Source organism: Caldalkalibacillus mannanilyticus JCM 10596 (genome assembly GCF_000615945.1).
Classification (GTDB): Bacteria; Bacillota; Bacilli; order Caldalkalibacillales; family JCM-10596; genus Bacillus_AT; species Bacillus_AT mannanilyticus.
Genome location: NZ_BAMO01000001.1, coordinates 156,963 through 178,784, shown reverse-complemented (window position 1 = coordinate 178,784; position 21,822 = coordinate 156,963). Strand labels below are relative to the sequence as shown.

The window sequence follows — 21,822 nt, the reverse complement described above, 5'->3', positions numbered from 1 at the left end:
AACAACATTTGCATAATATACTTACCATTCGTTCATATTAAGCTTAGATTCATAAAGCAACAAATAAAGAGTAAAAGGAGGGAGCTAGCTTGTTTAAACGATTTACCTTTTGGTTAACCTTGTTGGCAGTCGTCAGTTCTGTAGTCCATTTTTTAGGATTTGACCGCGATCATGTACTCTTTTTAACTGTCAGCGTTCCTGCATGGTTTATTGGTTTGTTTGCTGATCTTCGAGCGCTTAATGTTGGCTTTTTATATGTTATTACCATTTTATTTTGGTTTGTGTTTGGGTATTTATGTGACCGTCTATTACAAAGAAGGGTACGGAATTCCTAATCACTCGATCAGGGATTCATTCCATCACATAGAAAAACCTCAGCTCTCATATCTTAGCTGAGGTTCATTTGGTTCATTACATTGCTACAGAGGAAGAAAATTACACTTTAAATCTCTTAATGGTATCGTGTAATTCCTGCGCCATCGTACATAATACTTCAGCCGATGAAGTTATTTCTTCCATAGATGCCATAGTTTCTTCAGTCGAAGCAGCAACGGTTTCCGAATTCGCTGACGTTTCTTTAGACACTCTTGACGCTTCTTCAATCGTAGAAGCAACCTGTTGGGCTCCAGCAGACATTTGTTGAGCTACTGCTGAGATTTCTTGAATTTGTTCAGTCACACTCTCTACTTCCGTCACGATACTAGAGAAGATTTGCCCCGAATCTTTCACGATATTCGAGCCTCTATGCATCTCTTGAGCCACTCCATTCATCGATTCAACCGCTTTTTGAGTATCTTGTTGAATACCTATGATCAGCTCCGTAATTTGAATCGCAGATTGCTTTGATTGCTCAGCTAATTTCTTTACCTCGTCTGCCACAACAGCAAACCCTCTGCCATGTTCACCTGCTCTTGCTGCTTCAATCGCAGCATTTAAGGCGAGTAGATTCGTTTGTTCTGAAATATCCGTTATGACTTGAACAATTTCACCTATCTCTTGAGAACGCTGACCTAGAAGCTTGATCACTTCTGAGGAATCATTCACTAGCGAATTAATAGAAGTCATCTTATGAACCGCCGTTTGAATCGATTCATTTCCCTTTTTAGCACGATTCGATGTTTCAAGTGAGGTGAAGTGCACTTGACTTGAGTTCTCCGCAATATTTTCAATTCCCAAAGCCATTTCTTCCATCGATTTTGAACTTTCTTGTGTTCCCCTCATAGTCAGCTCCGTACCACTTGAGACTTCCTGAATAGCAATGGCAACTTGCTGTGTAGCTTGACTCGTTTCTTCAGCACTTGCTGATAGTTGATCAGAGGAAGCCGCGACCTGCTCGGAGGTTTCACTTACTTGGTTGATCAACTCTCTTAGATTTGTTGTCATTTGATTAACTGAATCGGTTAACCTACCAATTTCATCCTTAGATTTTGTTCTCATTGCCTCTCCAGATAAATCTCCACTTGCAATCATTTCAACCTTTTTGACTACTCGCAGGATGGGGTCACTTATCATTTTAGCAAGGATAAATGAGATCACGATGCTGATTATAATGGATAGGATAGGGAGAATAATACTCAATATCTTCAGAAGGTCTCCGCTCTTTAACACCATTTGTCCGCTCTCTTGAATTTTCATTTCACTCTCGCTTGCTAATTTATAAAACCCATCCATAATCGCTCTAGAAACAGGGGTAATTTCTTGCTGGAGGGTCAGTAGAGCAAGCTCAGTATTTCCACGGTCGTAGGCTTCAAATACCTTTTTTTCAACCGTTTGCCTCCAATCAATACTTAAATCATTTAAGATCTTAAGTTGTTCAGAATTAGAGGACGACATTAGACGCTCTTGCAGCTCCAGACTTTCCTGGCTGTATTGATCAAACAATGCCCTTTCAACCGGATCACCGTTTAAGACATATCCTCTAGCTGAAGAAACTCGCTGAGACATATTATAGCTCAACTTTTGTTCCATCATTAACAATTCAAGATCACGTTCAATGATTTCTTCCACTTTCGAATGAAAAGAATTCACCATGACAAATAAAGATGCTCCCATGATTAGCATGATCACTAATACAACAGCAAAACCAGAAAGAATTTTTAACCTTAAACTTTTCATGCTGCCTCCACCCTTTGTTTTTATTCGTACGTTTTTCTCTTTATATCGTACAATTATATATCGGTAAAAGCTCCTTACACTTTGACTATAAGGCGGGCACAGCTTTAACGAAAAAACAATTAATGATAGATTTCTCCTTTCCATGAATATTTTTGTAACAGCTCTACATCAATACTAACTCCTATACCTATCCCAGTGGGAACCCGCACTTTTCCTGCTGAAGGTTGGAGAGGGATCAGTCGATTAAAGGGGTTTTCCATTACATCCCATTCGATCGGCTCTATATCCTCTTCGTTCATCTTGCTCCAAGGAACTAAGCATGCTTGCGCAAAAATGGCATAGAGTCTGGATAAGATGCCATCGAAACTATGAGGAGACACTTTGATTCCAAATGTACGCGCTAGCTGTAGTGAGTGTCTATACTCTTCTATTCCCCCTAGGTGCATCGGATCGGGTTGCAGAATGTCGAGGGCTCCTTGCTGTAAGAGAGGTAAGACCTCCTTCACACTTTTCTTATTTTCTCCACCTGCAATAGGAATGGTTGATTTCATTCTTAATAGCTGATAATCATTGATTTGGTTCATGGGCATAGGCTCTTCAAACCAGAGGATTGGATGAGAGGATTCTAGAATTTTTATCCATTGAAAGGTAGTAGAAAGGTCATAGCTTTCATTGCCATCTATCGCCATACCGACAGTATCTTCCGTTACATCAAATAAGGCACGCAGGTGCTGTAGATCCTCTTTTTCTGTCTTCCCCCCTATTTTCACTTTGATTTTGTTATATCCTTCAGCCATAACCTCTTGAACCAGTTGAACCGAGCTCTTGATCCACTCATCACTAGGGGAATAGGATTGGAAGGAGGCATAGATTGGTACGGCATTTCTATAAGAACCTCCCCAGAGATCACAGACTGAAAGCTGTGCTTTTCGAGCAAGGATTTCGGTCAGAGCCATACTGACCCCTGCCGCTATTCTCTGATTCCACTTCTTAATTGTATTCACTAACTTCAGATGATTTGTGGCATCCCTGCCAAGCAAAAAGGGAATGATTCTTTCTCGAAACCCTTTATCTAAGGTGGGAAGCCAATCAACAACCTCCCCCCACCCTTCTAATCCTGATTCTGTTATGATCCGAAACATAAAGGAAGTTCGATAATTTTTATATCCATTTGCATCTCCGTAGGGTTGAGTAAGAGGCGCGTAAAGAGGGTATGTTTCAATTCTTGTGATATTCATCAAATACCTCGTTGCACCTTCGGTTAATACCGATGGAATTCCTCAGGAGTATCATAGTCAAGTTCATTATCCACGTAATAATTCATTTTTCCCTCTAGTGGAAGCCCTTCTGTTAATTGGATAAAGTCATTAATAAATTGGGTGACAGATCCATCTGTTCGTTCTCTTGCCTTTTGCACATAAGGAAGGTTGCGTTCATCCATCATCACCTTCATATCAAAGTGCTTGTTTATGAGCTCTACTAGAGATTCCAGCATATTTTCTTGAGTTTTCATTAAAAACACTCCATTCTTATTTTCTATTCAAAAAAGTAGGAGATACTTGTAATAAAATAACCTAAATCGCTTTATTCTATTACTAAGCTGGTGAATACTTTTGACAAACACACGGTTAGAATGTGATAAATGAATCTTGATAGGTCATACGAAAGAGCCGTATACAAGGAGGAATCTTAATGCTACAAACCGATATCCTTATTTGGATAACTAGCCTGCAAAGCTCATTTTTCGATTCGCTAGCAGGTATCTTAACCTTTATGGGAAATGAAGATTTTTATTTTCTTATTTTGCCTCTTATTTATTGGTGTTTCTCTAAAGAAATTGGATTCAGATTACTCTATGTTTCAGGATTCTCTATGTACATGAACTCCTTGCTGAAAATAAAAGTTGCCGTTTCGCGTCCGGTTGGAGTTGAAGGTGTCCATTCTATTTTTATTGAATCCGCCTCAGTTGGAAGTCATTACCCACATGATTCATTCCCCAGTGGGCATGCACAAGGTTCAACGACACTATGGGGCTACCTTGCATACCGCTTACACCATCCTCTTATGTGGATGATTGCCCTTCTTTTGATTATTAGCATTTCGTTATCTCGAATCTATACTGGGCTGCATTGGCCCACTGATGTACTTGGGGGTATCTTACTGGCGGTTCTGCTATTAGTTATTTCGATTAAAATTGACTGCCTTGTTTCCAAGCAATCTCTTCAAATCAAATGGGTCCTAGCTCTCGTCTTCCCTTTCCTTCTAGCCTTCCTTTTTCCGCATGACGAAGGATTGAAATTCAGCGGCTTTCTATTGGGTGTAGGTATTGCTTATTTATTAGAAGCTAGATATGTTCGATTTGAAACGAGCCCTCAGCTCTGGAAAATGCCCATTATCTACTTCCTCGGACTGGCAGGAATGCTTGCTCTACAATTAGGTCTAAAAATAATCCTTCCAGCTATCCCACTCTCGGATTTCCTCCGGTATGGGGCGATCGGTTTGTGGGGTGTCTTTCTTGCTCCATGGCTTTTCGTGAAATGCAAACTTTTTTCTACTTCCACAATGAAACAAGATCCTACACAACCACCTGTTTCCCTATAAAAAAATATTGACAAAAAACGACACTCTGTCTATAAGTGTGTCGTTTTTTTGCGGTCTAAAAATGTTATTTACCCTCTCTATGTTTTCTCTTTTTTTTCTACTTTCCCTCGTCCATTACACTCCGAACATTTCATAATCACAGCGCCTCCACAAGTAGCACATCCTGGACCAAACAGAAAGTAATAGCTTTCTTCCGTACATTCTGGACAGTCTATGGTTCCTAGCCCTTCACACTTTTTGCATTCCTCCACTTTGTCCTCATCCCCTCTCCTCTGGATGCCCCATAAGTAACCTATGCTTTTAGTGAATAAGATGCTTCTAAGTATAGGAGAATATAAAGTAGACTAACCATCAGATGGAGTTTTTACTCCATCTGATGGTTAGTCGCCCTTAACTGGTTCTTAGCGTCGGTTATCTCCCTCCTATAATGGAGGGAGTCTTACCGACGGTTAGAACGGGATAAAGGAAAAGAAGGAGGTTTTTCTATGAAAAAAGAACGTCAAGATAACATGAAATTAAGCTATGAATCAGATGGAAAAATGGGCAAAAAAACGACTAAAGAACGGGATAATAAGCAACCTGCCAAGAAGGAAGAACCCTTCTTTAATACCACACAAAGCAGTGAATAAAGTAGTTTTTTGACTGCAATTGTCGAAAGGATTTCCTTGGATTTTTAGAGGATTTTTTACACCTGAAAAGAATATGTTGAAGTATAGGATTTTCCTTAGGGTGGTGAATAGTCATTTTGAACAGCCAGGGAATAAAACGAATGGTGATAAATTCAGTGGTTGATTTATGCAAAGAACGGTTTGAACATTCTCGGACGATGAACATTATTGTGGACCATACGGGGAAAATCAGATATATTAATTCGTCTGGAGCTATGAATCTCGGTCTTAATCAAGTCGATCTATTCGGAAGTAGTATCTATTCGATCACACATGAAGAGGACTGCCATAAATTAGAGATCGCCTTACAATCCTTGACTGAACAAACAATCAAGTGCATAGAGTGGAAGGATCGTAAGACTATTGCAAGAAAAGGATTTCGGACTTTCCATAATGAGGCTCAGCAAATCAAAATCCATCATGAAACCTTTTGTCTTATCCGTTCGAGCCTCATCAATGATCACAAACCAATTTATGCTAAAAAAAGAGTAAAACAACGCAGTCAAGATAAGCTGTTAAGTAACTACAAAGCCTTTTTTGACCATTACCCTGATCCAGTTTATTCTCTCGATAGGATTGGTCTTTTTACTTATGTCAATCGTTCTTTTACTGATTATACGGGATATTCGAGTGATGAACTGATTAATCAACATTTCATTAAATTGGTAGAACCTAAATACCTTGAGCTTACCCGGTCCTACTTTGAGCGTGTAAAAAAAGGAGAATCCCTCCAATACAGTATACACGTGAAATTAAAAGAAGGACGTTTAATTGAAGTAGATATTACAAGTGTACCTATTGTCGTTAAGGGGGAAGTTATAGCTATTTACTGTATCGCCAAGGATGTCACGATCATCAATCAAAAAAAGGAACAGTTACGTCAAATAGAAGAACGCTATCAATTAATTGAAAAAAATTCATTTGACATGATTTCAAAAAATACGAAGGATGGAAAATTCACTTATGTTTCCCCAGCATCTTATGACCTTCTCGGTTATAAGCCTTTTGAAATGTACGGAAAAAATGCCTGTGATTATATTCACCCAGAAGATGCCACTTCAATAAGGAAAAAAATTTGTTCCCTGGGAACCGCTCGTGATAAGTATACGTACCGGATTAGGAAAAAGGATGGAACTTATACTTGGTTTGAATCCATGATTACCTTATTACAAACCCCTCCAAATCAGCCAGATGAATACTTGAGTATCTCAAGGGATATTTCAGAACGAAAGAAGTCAGAAGAAATTCTAGAGGAGAGCAACCAGCGTTATCGCAGGTTAATCCACAACTCTCTAGATACGATTGCGATTATTGCGGATCATAAGTTTGTCTTTATTAATGACTCAGGTGTAAAAATGTTTGAAGCAGACAACTATACTGATATTCATGGTAGAAACCTGTATGATTTTCTCTATCCTGAATATCACGAAATCTGTAGACAACGAGTGAAGCATGTCTTAGAGCATCAAGAACCCGTTGACTTAATTGAACAGGAATGGTTCACCTTAAAAGGAAAAACTCTTTACACAGAAGTGATTGGTTTACCTACAGCCTACTTAAACCAACCTGCTGTTCAGATCATTATTCGAGACATTACCGAACGAAAAAAGGCAGAAGAAATCATGCTTCAATCAGAAAAACTCTCCATTGCAGGTCAACTTGCAGCCGGAGTAGCACATGAGATTCGCAATCCGTTAACTTCACTAAAGGGATTTATCCAACTAATGGAATCTGGATCAAACGATAAACAAATTTATTATGATATTATGCGCTCGGAATTAAATCGGATTGAATTAATCCTAAGCGAATTACTCATGCTTTCTAAGCCTCAGGCACATAATTACAGAAGTATGGATATTCGCGGGCTAATTCAACATGTCGTTACCCTCTTAGATACTCAAGCCATTATTAATAATGTGCAAATCATAAGTACCTTCTGTAGTGAGCCTTTGATCATTAATTGTGATGAAAACCAAATCAAACAGGTTTTTATCAACTTTCTAAAAAATTCAATTGAAGCCATGCCCAAAGGGGGAACCGTTTCGATTGACGCAAGACGCGAAGGGGAATACTCGGTTATCCGTCTAACTGATGAAGGATGTGGTATACCTGAAGAGATTATTGATAAAATTGGACAACCCTTCTATACCACCAAAGAAAAGGGAACTGGGCTAGGAATGATGGTAAGCTATAATATCATCGAAAATCATAATGGCAAAATTGATGTACAAAGCGAAGTAAATAAAGGGACAATGTTTACCGTCTATATTCCCATTAGTGACACCCCAGAATCTTAATAAGTATATGTCTAGGATTTAACTAGTACATGTCAACAGCCCTACATAAGTTCTATGTAGGGCTGCCTGACTATTCTTCCTCATCTTCACCAAAATAATCTACTCCAATAATGCCTCGATCTCCAAAAATGGACGTCACATGAGCATCATCCAGAAAAGATTCATAACGGTTATGATCTTCATTCACTCCAATATAGTTTCCTTCTATATCTGTAATGATAAACCCTTCTACTTCCTCCACATATCCCACTGGCTCGTCTGACTCTATAAACATGTCGTTATAACTTAATTTCGCTTGATCTGCAAAATCTGAAGGGGTTTCTGATGTTCCATATCTCGCTACACTCTGCCAACTATCCTCAGCATCAAATAATGTAGCATCTTTTTCATCATATTCAAATTCTCCAAAAGGAGGTCTTAACACATCTTCTTCTACAGGCCTTTTGCGGGAAATACTTTGTTCTTGGGCATGCTCAATGCAGCGTTTAGTCGTTGGTAATGCCTCCAAGCGCTCGAATGGAATCTCTTCATGACAAACCACACAAATTCCATAGGTACCTTCCTCGATTGCTTCCAACGCCTCTGCAACATCCTGCAACTCTTTTTCGGCATGTTCATTAAGAGCAAGATCCTTGCTCCGTTCAAATTCCTCTGTCCCTTGGTCCCCAGGGTGATTATCATAATTAGATAATTCCCCTAGAGAATCTTTTGGAAATTCAACATCCATTCCGAAATGTCTGGTTTCCTCAATTCTGTGAGATAACTCTTCTTGCCAACTTTTGAGGTGATTCTTTAGTTGTTCACGCTGTACCTGAGTTAGCATAGCTTGATGCTCCTCTCTTGGTGAAAATAGAGGTTCATCAGTAGTATGAGCATGATCTCATGGATTGTTCCTATTGTATTTATGGAAAAAGAGCAGATCTTCATTTATTGGAATTCATCCAATCAAGAAAAGAATGGCTGTTGAATAGGGGAAGGTGCCGTTTTTTCCATTTTATCTGTGGAACATTCATCTAAGAAAGGACAGCTTCTGCATGTCCCGTTCGAGTTTGCTTGAAAGTAATTCTTAGGATCTTTTAAGACCTCGATCATAACTCTTAGATAGTCTGTTGACTGCTCTACATCCTTCATTGTAGGAAAACTGTGGATGTTTTCCCGTGAATAAGTGACACAACTTCGATATACTCTGGTAATACCTGAAAAGCTTCATAGCTAAAAACAATCATAAAATGCTTGTATAAATCAATGACACTCTGCTCATCTGTCACTAGATACTTTTTAATGTTATAGGTCTTGTTCGTCCAATGACTGACCTGAATAGAAGTTGAGAGCTGAGTCTGCAACTCCTCAGAATATACATTTATTTTCTCATTTAAAAAGAGCGGGGGGTATAAGCCTTCGGAGCGATGTAAATATTGCATTAGATGGTCTGTTACCTTTGCCAATACCGTATAATACTCTTGTTTTGACCCAAATAGGTCAATGCCTATCCTCCAGTGATTTTCAATGAGATGTAGAATCTGAAAGGCAGAACGCTTCTCTACAGGCGATTGGTAGAAATCTTGAATGACTTGGTTGACAATATATTGAACAACCTCACGCCACTCCGTTTGAGCGCCTCCTTTTTTCCTTAGATTCTTCCAGTAGAAGCGATACGGGCATCTCATAAAATCAGCTAATATACGGTTAGACAAGCTGTTAATCAATATGGGTTCCATACTTATGTTAACAATTGAACGAATTGAAGGGCGAAGCTCTTGCACTGCTCCAGATCTTCTTCACTCTCTGGAGCTAATTCAATCTTTAAGCTCTCTTGCACGACTGTTGCCCCTCGTTCAATCACCTTATTTTGAAAATGATTCACTGCTTCACAGAACAATGGATAGGCATGATCTCCCGAACCAAAGCACCCCACTACTTTTCCGCTTAAATCAATCTCATCCAATTGATCATGAAATTCTTCTGCTTCGTAGGGTAAATCTCCATCGCCCCAAGTATATGTCCCCAATAAGATTCCATCATAATCTACTACAACAGAGGCATCTAAATTCTCCATTTCAAGCATCTCAAATTCAAATGGTTCCAAATGCTTTGAAACCTCAGTTGCAATATCCTCCGTATTTCCAGACATACTCGCATATATGATAGCCACTTTTTTAGACATTTTTCTTCCTCCTAATGATAACTGTTATCAACTACATACTAAGTGATAATGGTTATCATTGTCAATCACTTTTTTACAATCCATTTGGAAATGGCTCGATAGAAAAGAGCAAATGAAAGATAGGCAGCGATGGAACCAGAGAAAAACGGGATTAAAAAGGGGTACATATATAAGCTAACATAGACAATCCCTGTATGAATCAACCTAATGCTAACGTGTTCAGAGGATTTCCTAAAGAAAGCAGCACCGAGTTTTTTATCATTGCCCACATAGAAATCTCCAAATGGACTAGGTTACAAAAGAAATAGAGAGTCAGGATATACAGGAAAATAGAGCCGACAATGAAAAAATAGATAAAGAAAGAAAACATTTGTGAAAAGTAAACATAATCAACAATCCAGACCACCCAAGCAGGGACTAAGATCCAGCCTCCAATGAAGCTTTTCTTATAATTCTCCTTATAATATTTCCAAAAGGATTTCACGAGAGGAATCTCCTCTTCTCCCATGATCCATTTACGAACAACTCCAAACATAGCGGTTGTTGCTGGAAAAAATAAAAATGGAGCAAGTAAGGCGATTGTTAACAGCAGAGTAATAAGCTGAGGAACTGTTTCCGAATACAGAACAGAAATGACTAAATACACAATGGGTAAATTACTAAGAATCCATAAAATATTGATTACCGAAAAACGCATGATCCATTCGGAGATACGATAAAATCCCCCCATAAGACCTGTCATAGGTCTCACCTCCTCCCTAATTATCTAATATTGTATCTTTTCCTAGAGGAAAGGAGCAAATTTTTTCAAATAAAGGGCTGGAGGGGAGACCACAGCAGAGGAGAGCGAAAGAACACAAGTTACGAAGAGAGGGCTTCGGCACCTTTTTCTTTATGAATAGGCGAAGACCTGCGTCGAAAGCTATTTTCAGCTTTTCCAGTGTGAAGCTGCCACATATGCCAGAACACAAATGGAATACATAACAGACCATTCAGCATTCCCCAATAAGCTAAAACCTGTGGATTGTAAAATGCTTGTGAGTTCATGAGAAACGGAAATAATCCCGGAAAAATGGCTCGCAATGCAAGGTGAATGGCTAACGTATACGCACGAGAAATCACATAAAGCTCGGGTCTTCGTTTGATGATGGGATACAATTCTGCTGCAAGCAGAATACACACTGTACTGAAGAAAAATGTGGGGCTTTCAGCATACACGAAGCACATATTCCAGCTCGTATACAGAAAGTTATAGGTGCCAGTAGTATACGCATGTAAATCACCATGCTCCTTTCGTGAAAACTCCCAATACTTGTCCGCAAAAGGAATGGTTACACATAGTAAGAAGCCTGCCAGGGCATTCCAATAGTTCCCTAGAGTAACATCCTTAATTGAGGCTTCAGCAATATTTAAAAACCATACTCCATAAAACGTCCAACGCACCCAAGGTCGTCGGAGAGCCTCCCAGAACCTTCCTGGTCTCTGATCAAGGTAAGCGAATCGTGCTAGTGATAAGAAAACGATCGGAATCATGACACTTAATGTTTTAACCCAGCGAAACCATCCTTCAAGATTCCAGAGTGGAAAGGTAAAGAGCATAATAACCCATAACACTAAAGCAAATTTAGGCTTTTTCCTCATAAAACCAATAGCCAGAATAAGAAATACAATATAGCTTGTCATCGAAATAACATACTGCCAGATAGGAATACTCATTTTTACTACCTCCTTCTTAGATGAATGTAAGGATTGAACGAGATAAAATTTGTGAATTATTTCACATAATAAATTTGAAATATTACAAACGCGCTATAACATACCGAACGTTCGTTATGAAAAGGTTATCATGTTTTTAAATGCTCGTCAATTCATGTTTATTATTTTTATTACTTGTCCAAAAAATGTTATTGTTATAGAAAACGCTGTTATATTTCGGAGGTATGGAAATGGGAAAACTTCCTTCAGAGGATGCCAAATACAGAATTATGAAAGCGGCTGCCTACGTGGTGAGTCAACAAGGAGGGAACAAAGCGACCATTCGTGAAATTGCCAAGGTCGCCGGACTGAGTACGGGAGCCATCTATCACTACTATCAATCTAAAGAAGAAATTCTCTATGAATTATTAGATCAAAGCTTAAATGGGACGATTCAAACCGCAGAAAAAACAAAAGCACAAAACATGACCAAGGAAGAGATGAAATCAACTATTTATGATGCAACTCTGGAACGCTTCACAAAACAAACGGAAAGCAGACTTCAATTTCAATTGATGAATGAAATTATTACTGGTAACGAAGAATTGCAAATAAAATTTAATGAAAAATATCAACAATGGATCACAGCAATCAAAGAGGTCCTTCAGAACACCTATGGTTTAGAAGAGCATCGCTTGAGTCGTCCACTAGCTACGTGGATTATGGCAGGAGTAGATGGAGTCGTTCTACAAACCCTGTTAAAAACGGATACGGATCAGGAAGGGATGTATGAAGTTCTTGATCTCTTAATTCAAGAAGGCTTACCACATTTTATAGGGCTACTTAATCAGCAAGCAAAAAAAGAATCCACCTTCAAATCATCTTAACAAAAAATATAAAGGCTCCTCCTTCTCCTCTCTTCATAAAAGAGTCAAATAATCGTATGAATAGGACTAAATCGGGGACATGACCATTCCGATATAAAACTATGTTCATATCTATTATTTTCAGAGAGGGGCTTTATAAGAATGCAGCACCGATTTCGCCTTTATTTTCTTATTATCGTTTTCATCGTAGCTACGACACTCGGGGGATGTACTTCAGCAGAAAAAAACATATCAACAGAAGACTCATTTACTGTCGGAGTGATGTTATCTGATACTGGACTAGGAGACCAATCCTTTTCTGATCTTGCCTTTAACGGCTTGGAAAGAGCACGTGATGAATTAGGCATCCTGTTTGATTATCGAGAGTTACACGATAGCGAAACCTATGAGCAAGGCTTAAAAGAGCTCGTCCTAGAAGGGCATGATGTCGTTGTAGGATTAGGTTTTATGATTCAAGAGCCTTTAGAAATAGTAGCCAAGGAATTTCCAGAACAGAAGTTCCTATTAATTGATTCCGTATCTGATCTTGATAACATTACCTCAATTACCTTCAAAGAAGATGAGGGAAGTTATTTAGCAGGGGTTGTGGCAGCCTTAACCACTCAAACCAAAACCGTTGGCTTTATTGGAGGAGCAGATGTCCCTGTCATTAACAAATTTGCTACAGGCTTTGTTCAAGGCGTGAAATCCGTTGATCCTGATATCAACATCTATATTGAGTATGCAGGCAGCTTCAGTGATGACCAGCTTGGAGGTAAACTGGCTGATGAAATGATTACAAAACAGGCAGATGTTCTCTACTCAGCAGCAGGATTCACAGGTGTGGGTGTTTTACAAAAAGCAGAACAACGAAATGTATACGCCATTGGAGTCGATAGTGATCAATATTTCTATGCTGAAAAAGCGGTCATTACATCAATGATGAAAAACATTGATGTGTCCATCTACAACCTGATCAAAGAATACCTAGAAACCAAGACCATTCCTTCGGGTCATATCGAGCTAGGCTTAAAGGAAGAGGGCGTTGGCTTAGCTCCTCTCCGATTAATAGACTCTGTGCGTGAGTTAGAACAAAAAATAGAGCAAGCAACCCAACATATTACCAACCGTTAAACCCATACGATTACACGTCAGACGAAGGAGAATCAGCATGACTATTAAACGAAAAATACTGTTAAACACCCTGCTATCCATGGGGCTCATCATTGCCATGATTGCTTTTATCATTGTTCGAATGATATCCATACAAGCATCGAACCAAGATTATGTAAACATCCTTATTGCTGTTCAAGAGTTGGATTTGAATGTTGAGATTACCAGACAAAGCTTGAATAACTATGCCTTTAATCCAACGGAAGGAAATAGAAATAACAGCACCCATGTATTAGAAAAAACCAAGCAATTATTCGAAGAAGCTGGACATTTGCTAGCAGGCAGCCCAGAAAAGCCTCTTCTAGACAAAGCACATGCTAAGTTTAATACTCTCTTTCAAGAAGCTGAAGTTGCCCTACAGAATCAAAGTGCACCAGAGATTCAGAAGCAATCCATCCGTACCAAGGGCATTGCCAATGATCTTTACCTTCTAAAAAAGAATACGTTTGAGTACTATCATTTCCTACAAGAAGATCTAAAATCGAAGATTCAATTTATTATTTATTTCGCGATCTTCGGCAGTATTTTCTTAGTTGTTGTTTCGACAATCGTCATTCTAAGAATGACAAACAGTATCACCAAACCACTAACCAAAATTGCTCAAAATGCAGAAGAAATCGCATCTGGTAATCTCGTCATTGAACATGTTTATTATGCCAAGAACGATGAAATTGGTCTGCTTAATCGTTCCTTTACAAAAATGACGGAACAGGTTACATCCCTACTGCTATCCATTGACCTAACAAGTAAGAATGTAGAACGATTCTCTAAAGAGTTAGAGCAAGAAAACAGAACTTTAACAGAGATCAGTAATCAAATTGCGGTGTCAACAGAAGAATTATCCTCAGGAGCACAAAACATCTCAGCAGATCTACAGGATTCAGTCACACTCCTTGAACAAATGGATCAGGAAGCTTCGAGGAATGTGGAACGTGTTAGTCAATCCGTAGACTATAGCACCAGTGCAAATCAAGCTATTTCTTCTGGAAAAAAAGCAATTGAGAAGCAAAAAGAATTACTACAAGAGAACATTGCAGCGACTAAAGAAATTGAACAATCAACCCTCGCGTTCACAGGATATGCCGCCCAAATTCAAGACATGGCAAACGCAGTGTCCAGTATTGCAGGGCAAACCAATCTATTGGCATTAAATGCAGCGATCGAAGCTGCTAGAGCAGGAGAAGCAGGAAAAGGATTCGCTGTTGTAGCCGATGAAGTTCGTAAGCTCGCAGAAGAATCGGCACAAGCTACGAATCACATCTTTGACATGGTTGCACTCATTAAGGAAGGACTCCACAATATCTCACGTTCTGTTGAGAGCGGTGTTAAGATAAGTGAAGAACAAACACAGAGTATGAATATCACTCTTGAATCCTTTGCTAAGGTTGAAGACAAAGTGAGTGGGATTGCTACGGTCCTAGATGCGTTAGCACAAGATGTGAACGGCTCGAAAGTACGTGGAGAAACCATCCTACAAAACGTAGAAAGTATCAGCGCAGTAGTCGAAGAAACAGCAGCAGGAAGCGAAGAAATCTCCGCCTCAACCAACGAACAGCTTCACCTTTTTGGCGTGATGGTTCAAAAAGTAACTTCCCTACGCGAATTAACTGAGGAACTAAATAAAACAGTATCCACCTTCCGCTTAGAGGCACAGGATGAAGGAAATGAAGCTTCCAAGGCAGAAGAAAAGGAATAAAATAGCAAGATTCTTTGGCGACCATTAGGGTCGCCTTTCTTATCTTGTGAAACTATTTTGAACGATTTCTAAGGTAGGAAGATCTGCCGGAGCCCAGCGAAGAGCAGCTAAACTTTCCTTCGCTACCCAACGAAGCTCTGCATGCTCTCTTGCTTTGGGCTCTCCTCCACTTATGCTTGCCCAATATGTATGTAAATGAACGAGAACCTTTTCATAGACGTGCTCGACATCTATGATCTTCTCTAAAACGTCAATTTCACAGCCTAACTCCTCTCGAATTTCTCTTTTTAAAGCCACTTCATACGATTCCCCCTCCTCTACCTTGCCCCCAGGAAACTCCCAATAATCAGGCATAGACATGTCTGGAGAGCGTAACGCACATAGGATTTCTCCCCTTGGATTTTCTATAACGGCTCCAACGACAATCACCTTTTTCATCTTCTCTTTCTCCCTTCTCTTTTATTTTACATAATTGTATTTTTTGTTTACACTTTTGGGCGTAATGTCAATTTATTTTACACATTAACCTTTTCATTCATCCTTTTATTCCCTCTTCATCGTCATTCTTCTCTTTCAGCAAGCTGGCATGATTATTGCTTAAATGTTAGATAAGCTTATAGAAAAAAGGAGAGTTGAAAAAATGCTTATTGATTATCGTCCAGAACCATTCACAAATTTTAAAGATGAAAAAAATCAACAAGAGTTTCAAAACGCCTTACAATTAGTAGAAAGCCAATTGGGTCAAGACTACCCATTAATTATTAATGGACAACGAATCACCACCGAAGAGAAGATCACCTCTGTCAATCCCTCTAAAAAAGCAGAGGTTGTAGGAAGAGTATCGAAAGCAGATCAAGCTCTTGCTGAACAAGCGATGCAAGCGGCAGCTCAAACCTTTGAGCAGTGGAAAAATGTTCCCGGACCTCAGCGTGCTCGTTACCTCTTTAAAGCAGCAGCTATATTGCGCAGACGTAAGCATGAATTTTCAGCATGGCTCGTACACGAATCAGGAAAGAGCTGGGCAGAAGCAGACGCTGATACAGCAGAAGCAATCGACTTTATGGAGTTTTATGCTAGAGAGATGATCCGCTTATCTGAAGAGCAACCTCTAACTCGTCTTCCGGGAGAAGATAACGAACTCTACTATATCCCCCTTGGTGTTGGAGTTGTGATTCCTCCTTGGAACTTCCCACTGGCGATTATGGTAGGGATGACAACAGCTTCTTTGGTATCGGGAAATACAGTGATCTTAAAACCTGCTAGCACCACACCTATTATCGCTGCCAAGTTTATGGAGATTTTAGAAGATGCAGGTCTTCCCGCTGGAGTCGTTAATTTCTTACCTGGAAGCGGAAAAGAAGTGGGCGATTACCTCGTCGAACACCCTTTAACACGTTACATCAGCTTTACAGGCTCTCGTGATGTAGGATTAAGAATCAATGAACTTGCCGCGAAGAAAGCCCCAGGACAAAAATGGATCAAGCGTGTGATCGCTGAGATGGGAGGAAAAGATACCATTGTGGTGGATCGTGATGCCGATCTAGAGTTAGCCGCAACAAGCATTATGTATTCTGCTTTTGGTTTTTCAGGTCAAAAATGTTCAGCCTGCTCTCGCGCTGTAATTCATCATGAGGTATACGATGAAGTTCTCCAGCTTGTCGTTGAAAAAACAAAGAAGCTGACCTTAGGTGATATTAAGAATCTTGATATCTATATGGGACCCGTGATTGATCAGGCTGCTCAAGACAAAATTCTTGAGTATATTGAAATCGGTAAAACCGAAGGAAGATTGGTTCTCGGTGGTGAAAAAGGCTCAGATGAAGGATATTTTGTCCAACCTACGATTTTTGCTGATGTTGCTCCAGACGCTAGAATTATGCAGGAAGAAATCTTCGGTCCTGTGGTCGCTTTCTGCAAAGCCGAGAGCTTTGACCATGCCCTAGATATTGCCAATAACACTGAATATGGTTTAACAGGGGCAGTCTTCTCACGTAATCGCGCTCATCTAGAACAAGCACGTGAAGAGTTTCATGTAGGGAATCTGTACTTTAACCGTAAGTGTACAGGCGCTATCGTGGGTGTTCATCCATTTGGTGGATTTAACATGTCTGGAACCGATTCTAAAGCAGGGGGCAGAGATTACCTATACCTCTTTACCCAAGCCAAGCTTGTTTCAGAAATTTACTAATCGTATTACTATTATACTATTCTACAGAGATTCAATATCTAGCTATTCTTATTTTTTGATCAATGTAAGAGGGGTGAAATTCCCCTCCACCTTGATCATGTCCTTAGAAATCATGACCTTAGTATAAGAAAACCATTTCACAACTCACCTAAGAAGGATTTTGTTGTTAATCCTGATCGACGTATTCTGGTCATTACCTGCACCTCTACCTCTGCTTTTGCAAATTCCTCATTCCACTGATCCTTCACCTTCTTAAAATTTTGGTAGTCCTGCCTTTCCATATGCTCGCCAAAACCAAAAATATCAACTTTATATTTTTCTTGCACTGTTTGGATCGTTTTCTTCAGTTCTTTTTCAATCGCACGAGAGAAGGCAATATTATACTTATTATATATCTCAGGCTTCGTGTAATCTTCCTTACATTGATACGCTTGCATCTGAGCTTTGTTCTCCACCTTTACTACAAAATGAGGAATCCCCTCTTTGTACTTTGCTTCTACCTTAGTTCTCGTATCAACAATTCGGATTGTAGTGATTTTTTCATTTTCACAAGGAATCGTCAGGGTCGTCTTATCTAGTTGATTATTCAGCCACATATAATTTCTGGCATCATTTAGAGAAAGTCCTCCTAGATAATTAAATTCTTTAAAGATGCTAATTCCATCTAAGACAACAATCGCATCAGGATCAACTTTCCTTATGTTTTGGGCATCATTCCCTTTTTCTGGAGATCCCTTGATTCGAACTGTTGTCATCACAGGCTCCCGTCCAGGAGACGTTAATGCCCGAATCATATCCTTGAGGCGCACATCTGGAATTCCCCCCCACTCTTCATCCATGGTTTGTAGCTGTCTAAAAAGTTTCAAAGTGGAAACCTTCTGAAGATGATAGGTTATTTTTAATACCTCAGAAGCAGGGGACCCTTCTGCCAAAACGATGTTGAAATCATTTCGAATTTCTCGGTTTCGCTCCATAAAATCAAGGAACTCTAGCATCCCCTCTCTTCCAAATTCCTCACTGATCACGACGAGTCGCATATGAGAAAGAAGAGTTCTGCGAGTATATCCCTTATTGATTTTATCATGCAATTCAGCAATGCTATTCCCTTCTATTTCAAAGGTAACGGAAGCTGTGTCATCTCCTCCCCCAATCATCGGATTAAGAGAAACTGGATTGAGTGCCTCCACTGTTAATTTGTATTTATGTGTTTCACCCTTATCTATTGCCATACCAGTAATAATCGAGATTTCGTTTAGCTCATAGCGATCCCAACACCCTGTTGTAAAAAAAAGGGAGAGAAAGATACAGAGAAAGAACCCTATTTTTTTCATCTTCTCCTCCTTCTTCTCGGCGGTGGAGGCTCTGGAGGCTCAGCATGAGGTTGCAAGAAGGGTGCCTCTGTCTTGAGAGAAGGGGCTCTCTTTTTCATTGCCCACATCGGAAACCTGACCCACACATCTTTATGCTCACTTAGAACAAATGGAGCAAAGGGAACCATGTAGGGAATGCCAAAGGAACGTAGACTTGTTAAGTGACCCACTAAGATAATCAAACCAAGCAGAATCCCATATAACCCTAGTGCTCCACCCAAAATGATATAAATAAAACGTAATAAACGAGAGGCGATGGCAAAGGTATGGACAGGAGTAACAAAGCTAGCCATCGCCGTAAGAGCAACCACAATCACCATGAACTGCGAAACAACTCCCGCTTCCACAGCCGCTTGTCCAATGACCAAGCCCCCTACGATCGAAATTGTGCCTCCGACGGCTCTGGGCATTCGAACACCAGCCTCACGCAATATTTCAAACGTAATTTCCATTATTAGAGCTTCAACAACAGCGGGAAATGGGACCGCCTCCCGCTGCGCCATAACACTAATCAGCAGTGTAGTAGGAATCATATCATGATGAAAGGTGATAATCGCGACATAGACAGCTGGAAAGAGCAGAGTGACAAGAAAGGAAAGGTAACGAATCAAGCGGATAAAGCTTCCCATCATAAACGGCTGATAATAATCCTCTGTAGAAGATAGGAACTCAGCAAAAGTACTAGGCATCGTGAGGACAAAAGGAGAACCATCAATAAATATGGCTACCTTCCTTCTATGAGATGGGCGGACACACAATCAGGGCGCTCTGTATTATAAATTAAAGGAAAAGGCGTAAATGTCTTATCGACTATAAATTCCTCGATATTCGAAGATTCAAAGACGGCATGAGTCTTGATTGACATAAGCCTTGAACGTACCTCTTCCACTATTTTTTTATTCGCTACCCCATCCAGATAAGCGATGTGAACATTTGTCGCAGTTTCACTTCCCAACGTATGGGCTTCAAAACAGAGAGAAGAATTCTTAATTCTTCTTCTTATCAAGCTGAGATTGGTATCTAAATTCTCCGTAAAGCCATCCTTAGGTCCTCTGACAACTGTCTGTGTGCTAGGCTCTTCAAGTGAACGATACTCTACATGATGAACACGCAGAGACAGCACTCTTGTCATTCCTTCGAGATACAAGATGGCATAGCCCTGTAGGATGCTTGTCACCACTTCCTTTTCGCACTCTATGAAGGTATGCTGTGTTCCCGAAAAGAGCTCATGACCAATCTCTTCCCAATCCTCTTGAGAGTACACAGTAGCTTGCTTCTCCTCTATGGAGAGTAGGGGGTTCACCACTTTTTCTGTAACCACCACTGAATCCGTCATGGTTGATAAATAGATGAGCAAGCCTCTCTGATCCACCACCTTCATTTCCTCGATAAATAAATCAGCCGAATTGACAAAGGTTTGCTGTATTTTGTCTTTAAAATCTTGAAGATGAAGGTCAATGGGCGTATGCTCAGAATCCCTATTTTTATGGTTTTCTTTGTTCCGACCTTGCCGTTTCTTTCGCCACTTTTTATACACTTCTGCTATACACTCCTTTCTTTTTTTTCATCCAAACTACAAGTCCACCTAATAGGAGAGGAATGACTACCTGGAAAGGGATATGTAAATACATAGGGACAAACTCTAATCCTTCTTCGATATGCTCAGCAAAATCAGAAGAGATCAAGACAGCGAATAAGGCTAAGATAATTCCAATTGGCAGAGAAAAGTAACGAAAGGGAATATGAAAGATATATTCCAGCCCTTTCAATCCTCCAAAAAAGAACACACTCACTTTAACGAAAATTCCTAGCATCATAATGAACACGACGAGAGGATCTAAGCGTTCAATAAAGTTAGCCAAGGATATTTCTCTCGTGGCATTCAAGAGAGGAAAGGTAGCTCTTGAGGACATGTCTTCACCTAATACAGTAAGCTTTAGAAAAGTGAAAAAGGATAGAATCAGTCCTGAGAGAAGAATTGCCCCCATCCCTACTCTCGGTAGGTGCTTTGCATTGGTGACAGAAGACATAAGTAAGGTAAATACAATCGTTTCACCAAAGGGAAAACCAATCAAAGCTGGGAAAATAGCATTAATAATAGGTTTAAAGCCTTCTGCCAAGACAGGTTTTAAATAATCTAGCTGAACCTCTTCCCCGACCATCAGAAAGATTGGAATGACGAATAGTAACAAGAGAATGTAGGGAAAAAATATCTCTGTGGTTCTTGCTAACACTTCTGGTCCTAAATATAAGATATAGATTACAACAAGCATAAAGAGGATGCTCATCACTTCAATAGGCGTGTTGGGGAAAACATCCGTAACTAACAGCTCTAAGAAATCACGAAGCACCCTTGAAGCAATATACAAAAAATAAAGGATATAGGCTCCGGTAATAAATAGAGTGACATACTTTCCCAGAATCAGCTCCATAATCTCAAATAGATTCTTCCCTTTTTTAGCTGAAAGAATATAGATAAACAATCGAATCAGCAGTAAACCAATTCCCGTAGCGAGTAAAATAGCAAGCCACGCATCACGCCCTGCTTCTGTAGCGATTCCCACAACCACTGCTGAACCAATTTCAAAAACAATGATGAGAACAAATAATTGCCACATATTTATTTTTTCTACGAATTCATTCATTCCCAACATTCCCCTTTCTTGTTCAATTTCATGATTGCTTCGATTGACTTCGGCGATAATCAATAAGAATAGCCATAATAAAGATACTGATGAGAGTTCCAAACATGATTCCTTTTCTCATCATGACATTGTTAATATATAGCACCTCTACGGCTTCTATAAAAGGAAGATCAAATAAAAAGGCATCGATTGATATGATTAGTAAGAAAAAAAAGATAAAGGTTAAGGCCGTTCCCAGAGTAACCATCGTACACTCCTTTCTCCATAAAAGACTCCTACCTGTATCCTGCTCATTTTATGGAAATATATGTGCTTGATTCTATGGAGTAAGAAAAGCTTCTACC

General features: G+C 39.7%; 21 protein-coding genes and 1 pseudogene. 8 read left to right on the top strand and 14 right to left on the bottom strand.

The features are described from left to right. Positions 1 to 89: 89 nt before the first annotated feature. Complete coding sequence (locus JCM10596_RS00865; RefSeq protein ID WP_025025524.1) at positions 90 to 335, top strand: hypothetical protein; 246 nt, start codon at positions 90 to 92, stop codon at positions 333 to 335. 100 nt (positions 336 to 435) lie between these two features. On the opposite strand, the gene JCM10596_RS00860 is transcribed toward JCM10596_RS00865, so the two are convergent. From JCM10596_RS00860 to JCM10596_RS00850, 3 genes are all read right to left on the bottom strand, one after another. Beyond that, positions 436 to 2,115, bottom strand: a complete 1,680-nt coding sequence (locus JCM10596_RS00860) for a methyl-accepting chemotaxis protein (protein WP_025025523.1) — start codon at positions 2,113 to 2,115, stop codon at positions 436 to 438. Between the two features lie 119 nt (positions 2,116 to 2,234). Further along, positions 2,235 to 3,353, bottom strand: coding sequence for a mandelate racemase/muconate lactonizing enzyme family protein (locus JCM10596_RS00855; protein ID WP_025025522.1), 1,119 nt, complete (start codon positions 3,351 to 3,353; stop codon positions 2,235 to 2,237). Positions 3,354 to 3,376: 23 nt separating this feature from the next. Further along, positions 3,377 to 3,628: a hypothetical protein gene (locus tag JCM10596_RS00850; protein ID WP_025025521.1), complete on the bottom strand. Its 252-nt coding sequence runs from the start codon at positions 3,626 to 3,628 to the stop codon at positions 3,377 to 3,379. Between the two features lie 179 nt (positions 3,629 to 3,807). Here JCM10596_RS00850 and JCM10596_RS00845 point away from each other — a divergent pair, with 179 nt between their 5' ends. Then, positions 3,808 to 4,716 (top strand): phosphatase PAP2 family protein, encoded by a 909-nt coding sequence (locus JCM10596_RS00845; RefSeq protein WP_025025520.1) that lies wholly within the window; start codon positions 3,808 to 3,810, stop codon positions 4,714 to 4,716. 77 nt (positions 4,717 to 4,793) lie between these two features. Here the strand turns inward: JCM10596_RS00845 and JCM10596_RS29380 are convergent, their stop codons facing one another. After that, on the bottom strand, positions 4,794 to 4,967 hold the full coding sequence (locus JCM10596_RS29380; RefSeq protein ID WP_159102289.1) for a hypothetical protein: 174 nt from the start codon (positions 4,965 to 4,967) through the stop codon (positions 4,794 to 4,796). A gap of 234 nt (positions 4,968 to 5,201) precedes the next feature. Here JCM10596_RS29380 and JCM10596_RS29675 point away from each other — a divergent pair, with 234 nt between their 5' ends. Together JCM10596_RS29675 and JCM10596_RS27275 are read left to right on the top strand one after the other, a co-directional pair. Then, a complete protein-coding gene (locus JCM10596_RS29675) occupies positions 5,202 to 5,345 on the top strand; it encodes a hypothetical protein (RefSeq protein ID WP_199900098.1) in 144 nt (47 codons plus the stop codon). A gap of 140 nt (positions 5,346 to 5,485) precedes the next feature. Continuing rightward, entirely contained in the window at positions 5,486 to 7,681 is a 2,196-nt protein-coding gene (locus JCM10596_RS27275; protein ID WP_025025519.1) for a PAS domain-containing sensor histidine kinase, read from the top strand. 70 nt (positions 7,682 to 7,751) lie between these two features. Here the strand turns inward: JCM10596_RS27275 and JCM10596_RS00825 are convergent, their stop codons facing one another. The 5 genes from JCM10596_RS00825 to JCM10596_RS00805 all read right to left on the bottom strand — a co-directional run bounded on the left by JCM10596_RS00825 (position 7,752) and on the right by JCM10596_RS00805 (position 11,561). Beyond that, on the bottom strand, positions 7,752 to 8,504 hold the full coding sequence (locus JCM10596_RS00825; RefSeq protein ID WP_025025518.1) for a TraR/DksA C4-type zinc finger protein: 753 nt from the start codon (positions 8,502 to 8,504) through the stop codon (positions 7,752 to 7,754). Positions 8,505 to 8,808: 304 nt separating this feature from the next. Further along, entirely contained in the window at positions 8,809 to 9,444 is a 636-nt protein-coding gene (locus JCM10596_RS23110; protein ID WP_051541115.1) for a hypothetical protein, read from the bottom strand. Then, the gene (locus JCM10596_RS00815) at positions 9,402 to 9,845 is read right to left on the bottom strand and encodes a flavodoxin (protein ID WP_034680175.1); all 444 of its coding nucleotides are present in this window, start codon (positions 9,843 to 9,845) and stop codon (positions 9,402 to 9,404) included. The genes JCM10596_RS23110 and JCM10596_RS00815 overlap by 43 nt, the downstream gene beginning before the upstream one ends. 199 nt (positions 9,846 to 10,044) lie before the next feature. Next, positions 10,045 to 10,587, bottom strand: coding sequence for a YesL family protein (locus JCM10596_RS23105; protein ID WP_051541114.1), 543 nt, complete (start codon positions 10,585 to 10,587; stop codon positions 10,045 to 10,047). A gap of 119 nt (positions 10,588 to 10,706) precedes the next feature. Beyond that, the gene (locus JCM10596_RS00805) at positions 10,707 to 11,561 is read right to left on the bottom strand and encodes a hypothetical protein (RefSeq protein WP_025025516.1); all 855 of its coding nucleotides are present in this window, start codon (positions 11,559 to 11,561) and stop codon (positions 10,707 to 10,709) included. A 230-nt stretch (positions 11,562 to 11,791) separates the two neighbouring features. On the opposite strand from JCM10596_RS00805, the gene JCM10596_RS00800 reads away from it, so the two are divergent. From JCM10596_RS00800 to JCM10596_RS00790, 3 genes are all read left to right on the top strand, one after another. Further along, entirely contained in the window at positions 11,792 to 12,427 is a 636-nt protein-coding gene (locus JCM10596_RS00800) for a TetR/AcrR family transcriptional regulator (RefSeq protein WP_025025515.1), read from the top strand. Between the two features lie 141 nt (positions 12,428 to 12,568). After that, on the top strand, positions 12,569 to 13,540 hold the full coding sequence (locus JCM10596_RS00795; protein WP_025025514.1) for a BMP family lipoprotein: 972 nt from the start codon (positions 12,569 to 12,571) through the stop codon (positions 13,538 to 13,540). 37 nt (positions 13,541 to 13,577) lie between these two features. Further along, positions 13,578 to 15,275: a methyl-accepting chemotaxis protein gene (locus JCM10596_RS00790; protein ID WP_025025513.1), complete on the top strand. Its 1,698-nt coding sequence runs from the start codon at positions 13,578 to 13,580 to the stop codon at positions 15,273 to 15,275. Between the two features lie 39 nt (positions 15,276 to 15,314). Here the strand turns inward: JCM10596_RS00790 and JCM10596_RS00785 are convergent, their stop codons facing one another. Further along, the gene (locus JCM10596_RS00785) at positions 15,315 to 15,713 is read right to left on the bottom strand and encodes a (deoxy)nucleoside triphosphate pyrophosphohydrolase (protein WP_025025512.1); all 399 of its coding nucleotides are present in this window, start codon (positions 15,711 to 15,713) and stop codon (positions 15,315 to 15,317) included. 202 nt (positions 15,714 to 15,915) lie between these two features. Here JCM10596_RS00785 and pruA point away from each other — a divergent pair, with 202 nt between their 5' ends. After that, positions 15,916 to 17,463: an L-glutamate gamma-semialdehyde dehydrogenase gene (gene pruA / locus JCM10596_RS00780; protein WP_025025511.1), complete on the top strand. Its 1,548-nt coding sequence runs from the start codon at positions 15,916 to 15,918 to the stop codon at positions 17,461 to 17,463. A gap of 137 nt (positions 17,464 to 17,600) precedes the next feature. On the opposite strand, the gene JCM10596_RS00775 is transcribed toward pruA, so the two are convergent. The 4 genes and pseudogenes from JCM10596_RS00775 to JCM10596_RS00760 all read right to left on the bottom strand — a co-directional run bounded on the left by JCM10596_RS00775 (position 17,601) and on the right by JCM10596_RS00760 (position 21,725). After that, positions 17,601 to 18,794 carry a Ger(x)C family spore germination protein gene (locus JCM10596_RS00775; RefSeq protein ID WP_025025510.1) on the bottom strand — a complete coding sequence of 398 codons (1,194 nt, stop codon included), beginning with the start codon at positions 18,792 to 18,794 and terminating at the stop codon, positions 17,601 to 17,603. Beyond that, positions 18,791 to 20,214, bottom strand: a pseudogene (locus tag JCM10596_RS31075) (spore germination protein). Before JCM10596_RS31075 ends, JCM10596_RS00775 begins: the two are co-directional and overlap by 4 nt. A 148-nt stretch (positions 20,215 to 20,362) precedes the next feature. Further along, positions 20,363 to 21,478 (bottom strand): GerAB/ArcD/ProY family transporter, encoded by a 1,116-nt coding sequence (locus JCM10596_RS00765; RefSeq protein WP_025025509.1) that lies wholly within the window; start codon positions 21,476 to 21,478, stop codon positions 20,363 to 20,365. Positions 21,479 to 21,506: 28 nt separating this feature from the next. Then, positions 21,507 to 21,725 (bottom strand): hypothetical protein, encoded by a 219-nt coding sequence (locus JCM10596_RS00760; RefSeq protein WP_025025508.1) that lies wholly within the window; start codon positions 21,723 to 21,725, stop codon positions 21,507 to 21,509. Between the last annotated feature and the right edge of the window lie 97 nt (positions 21,726 to 21,822).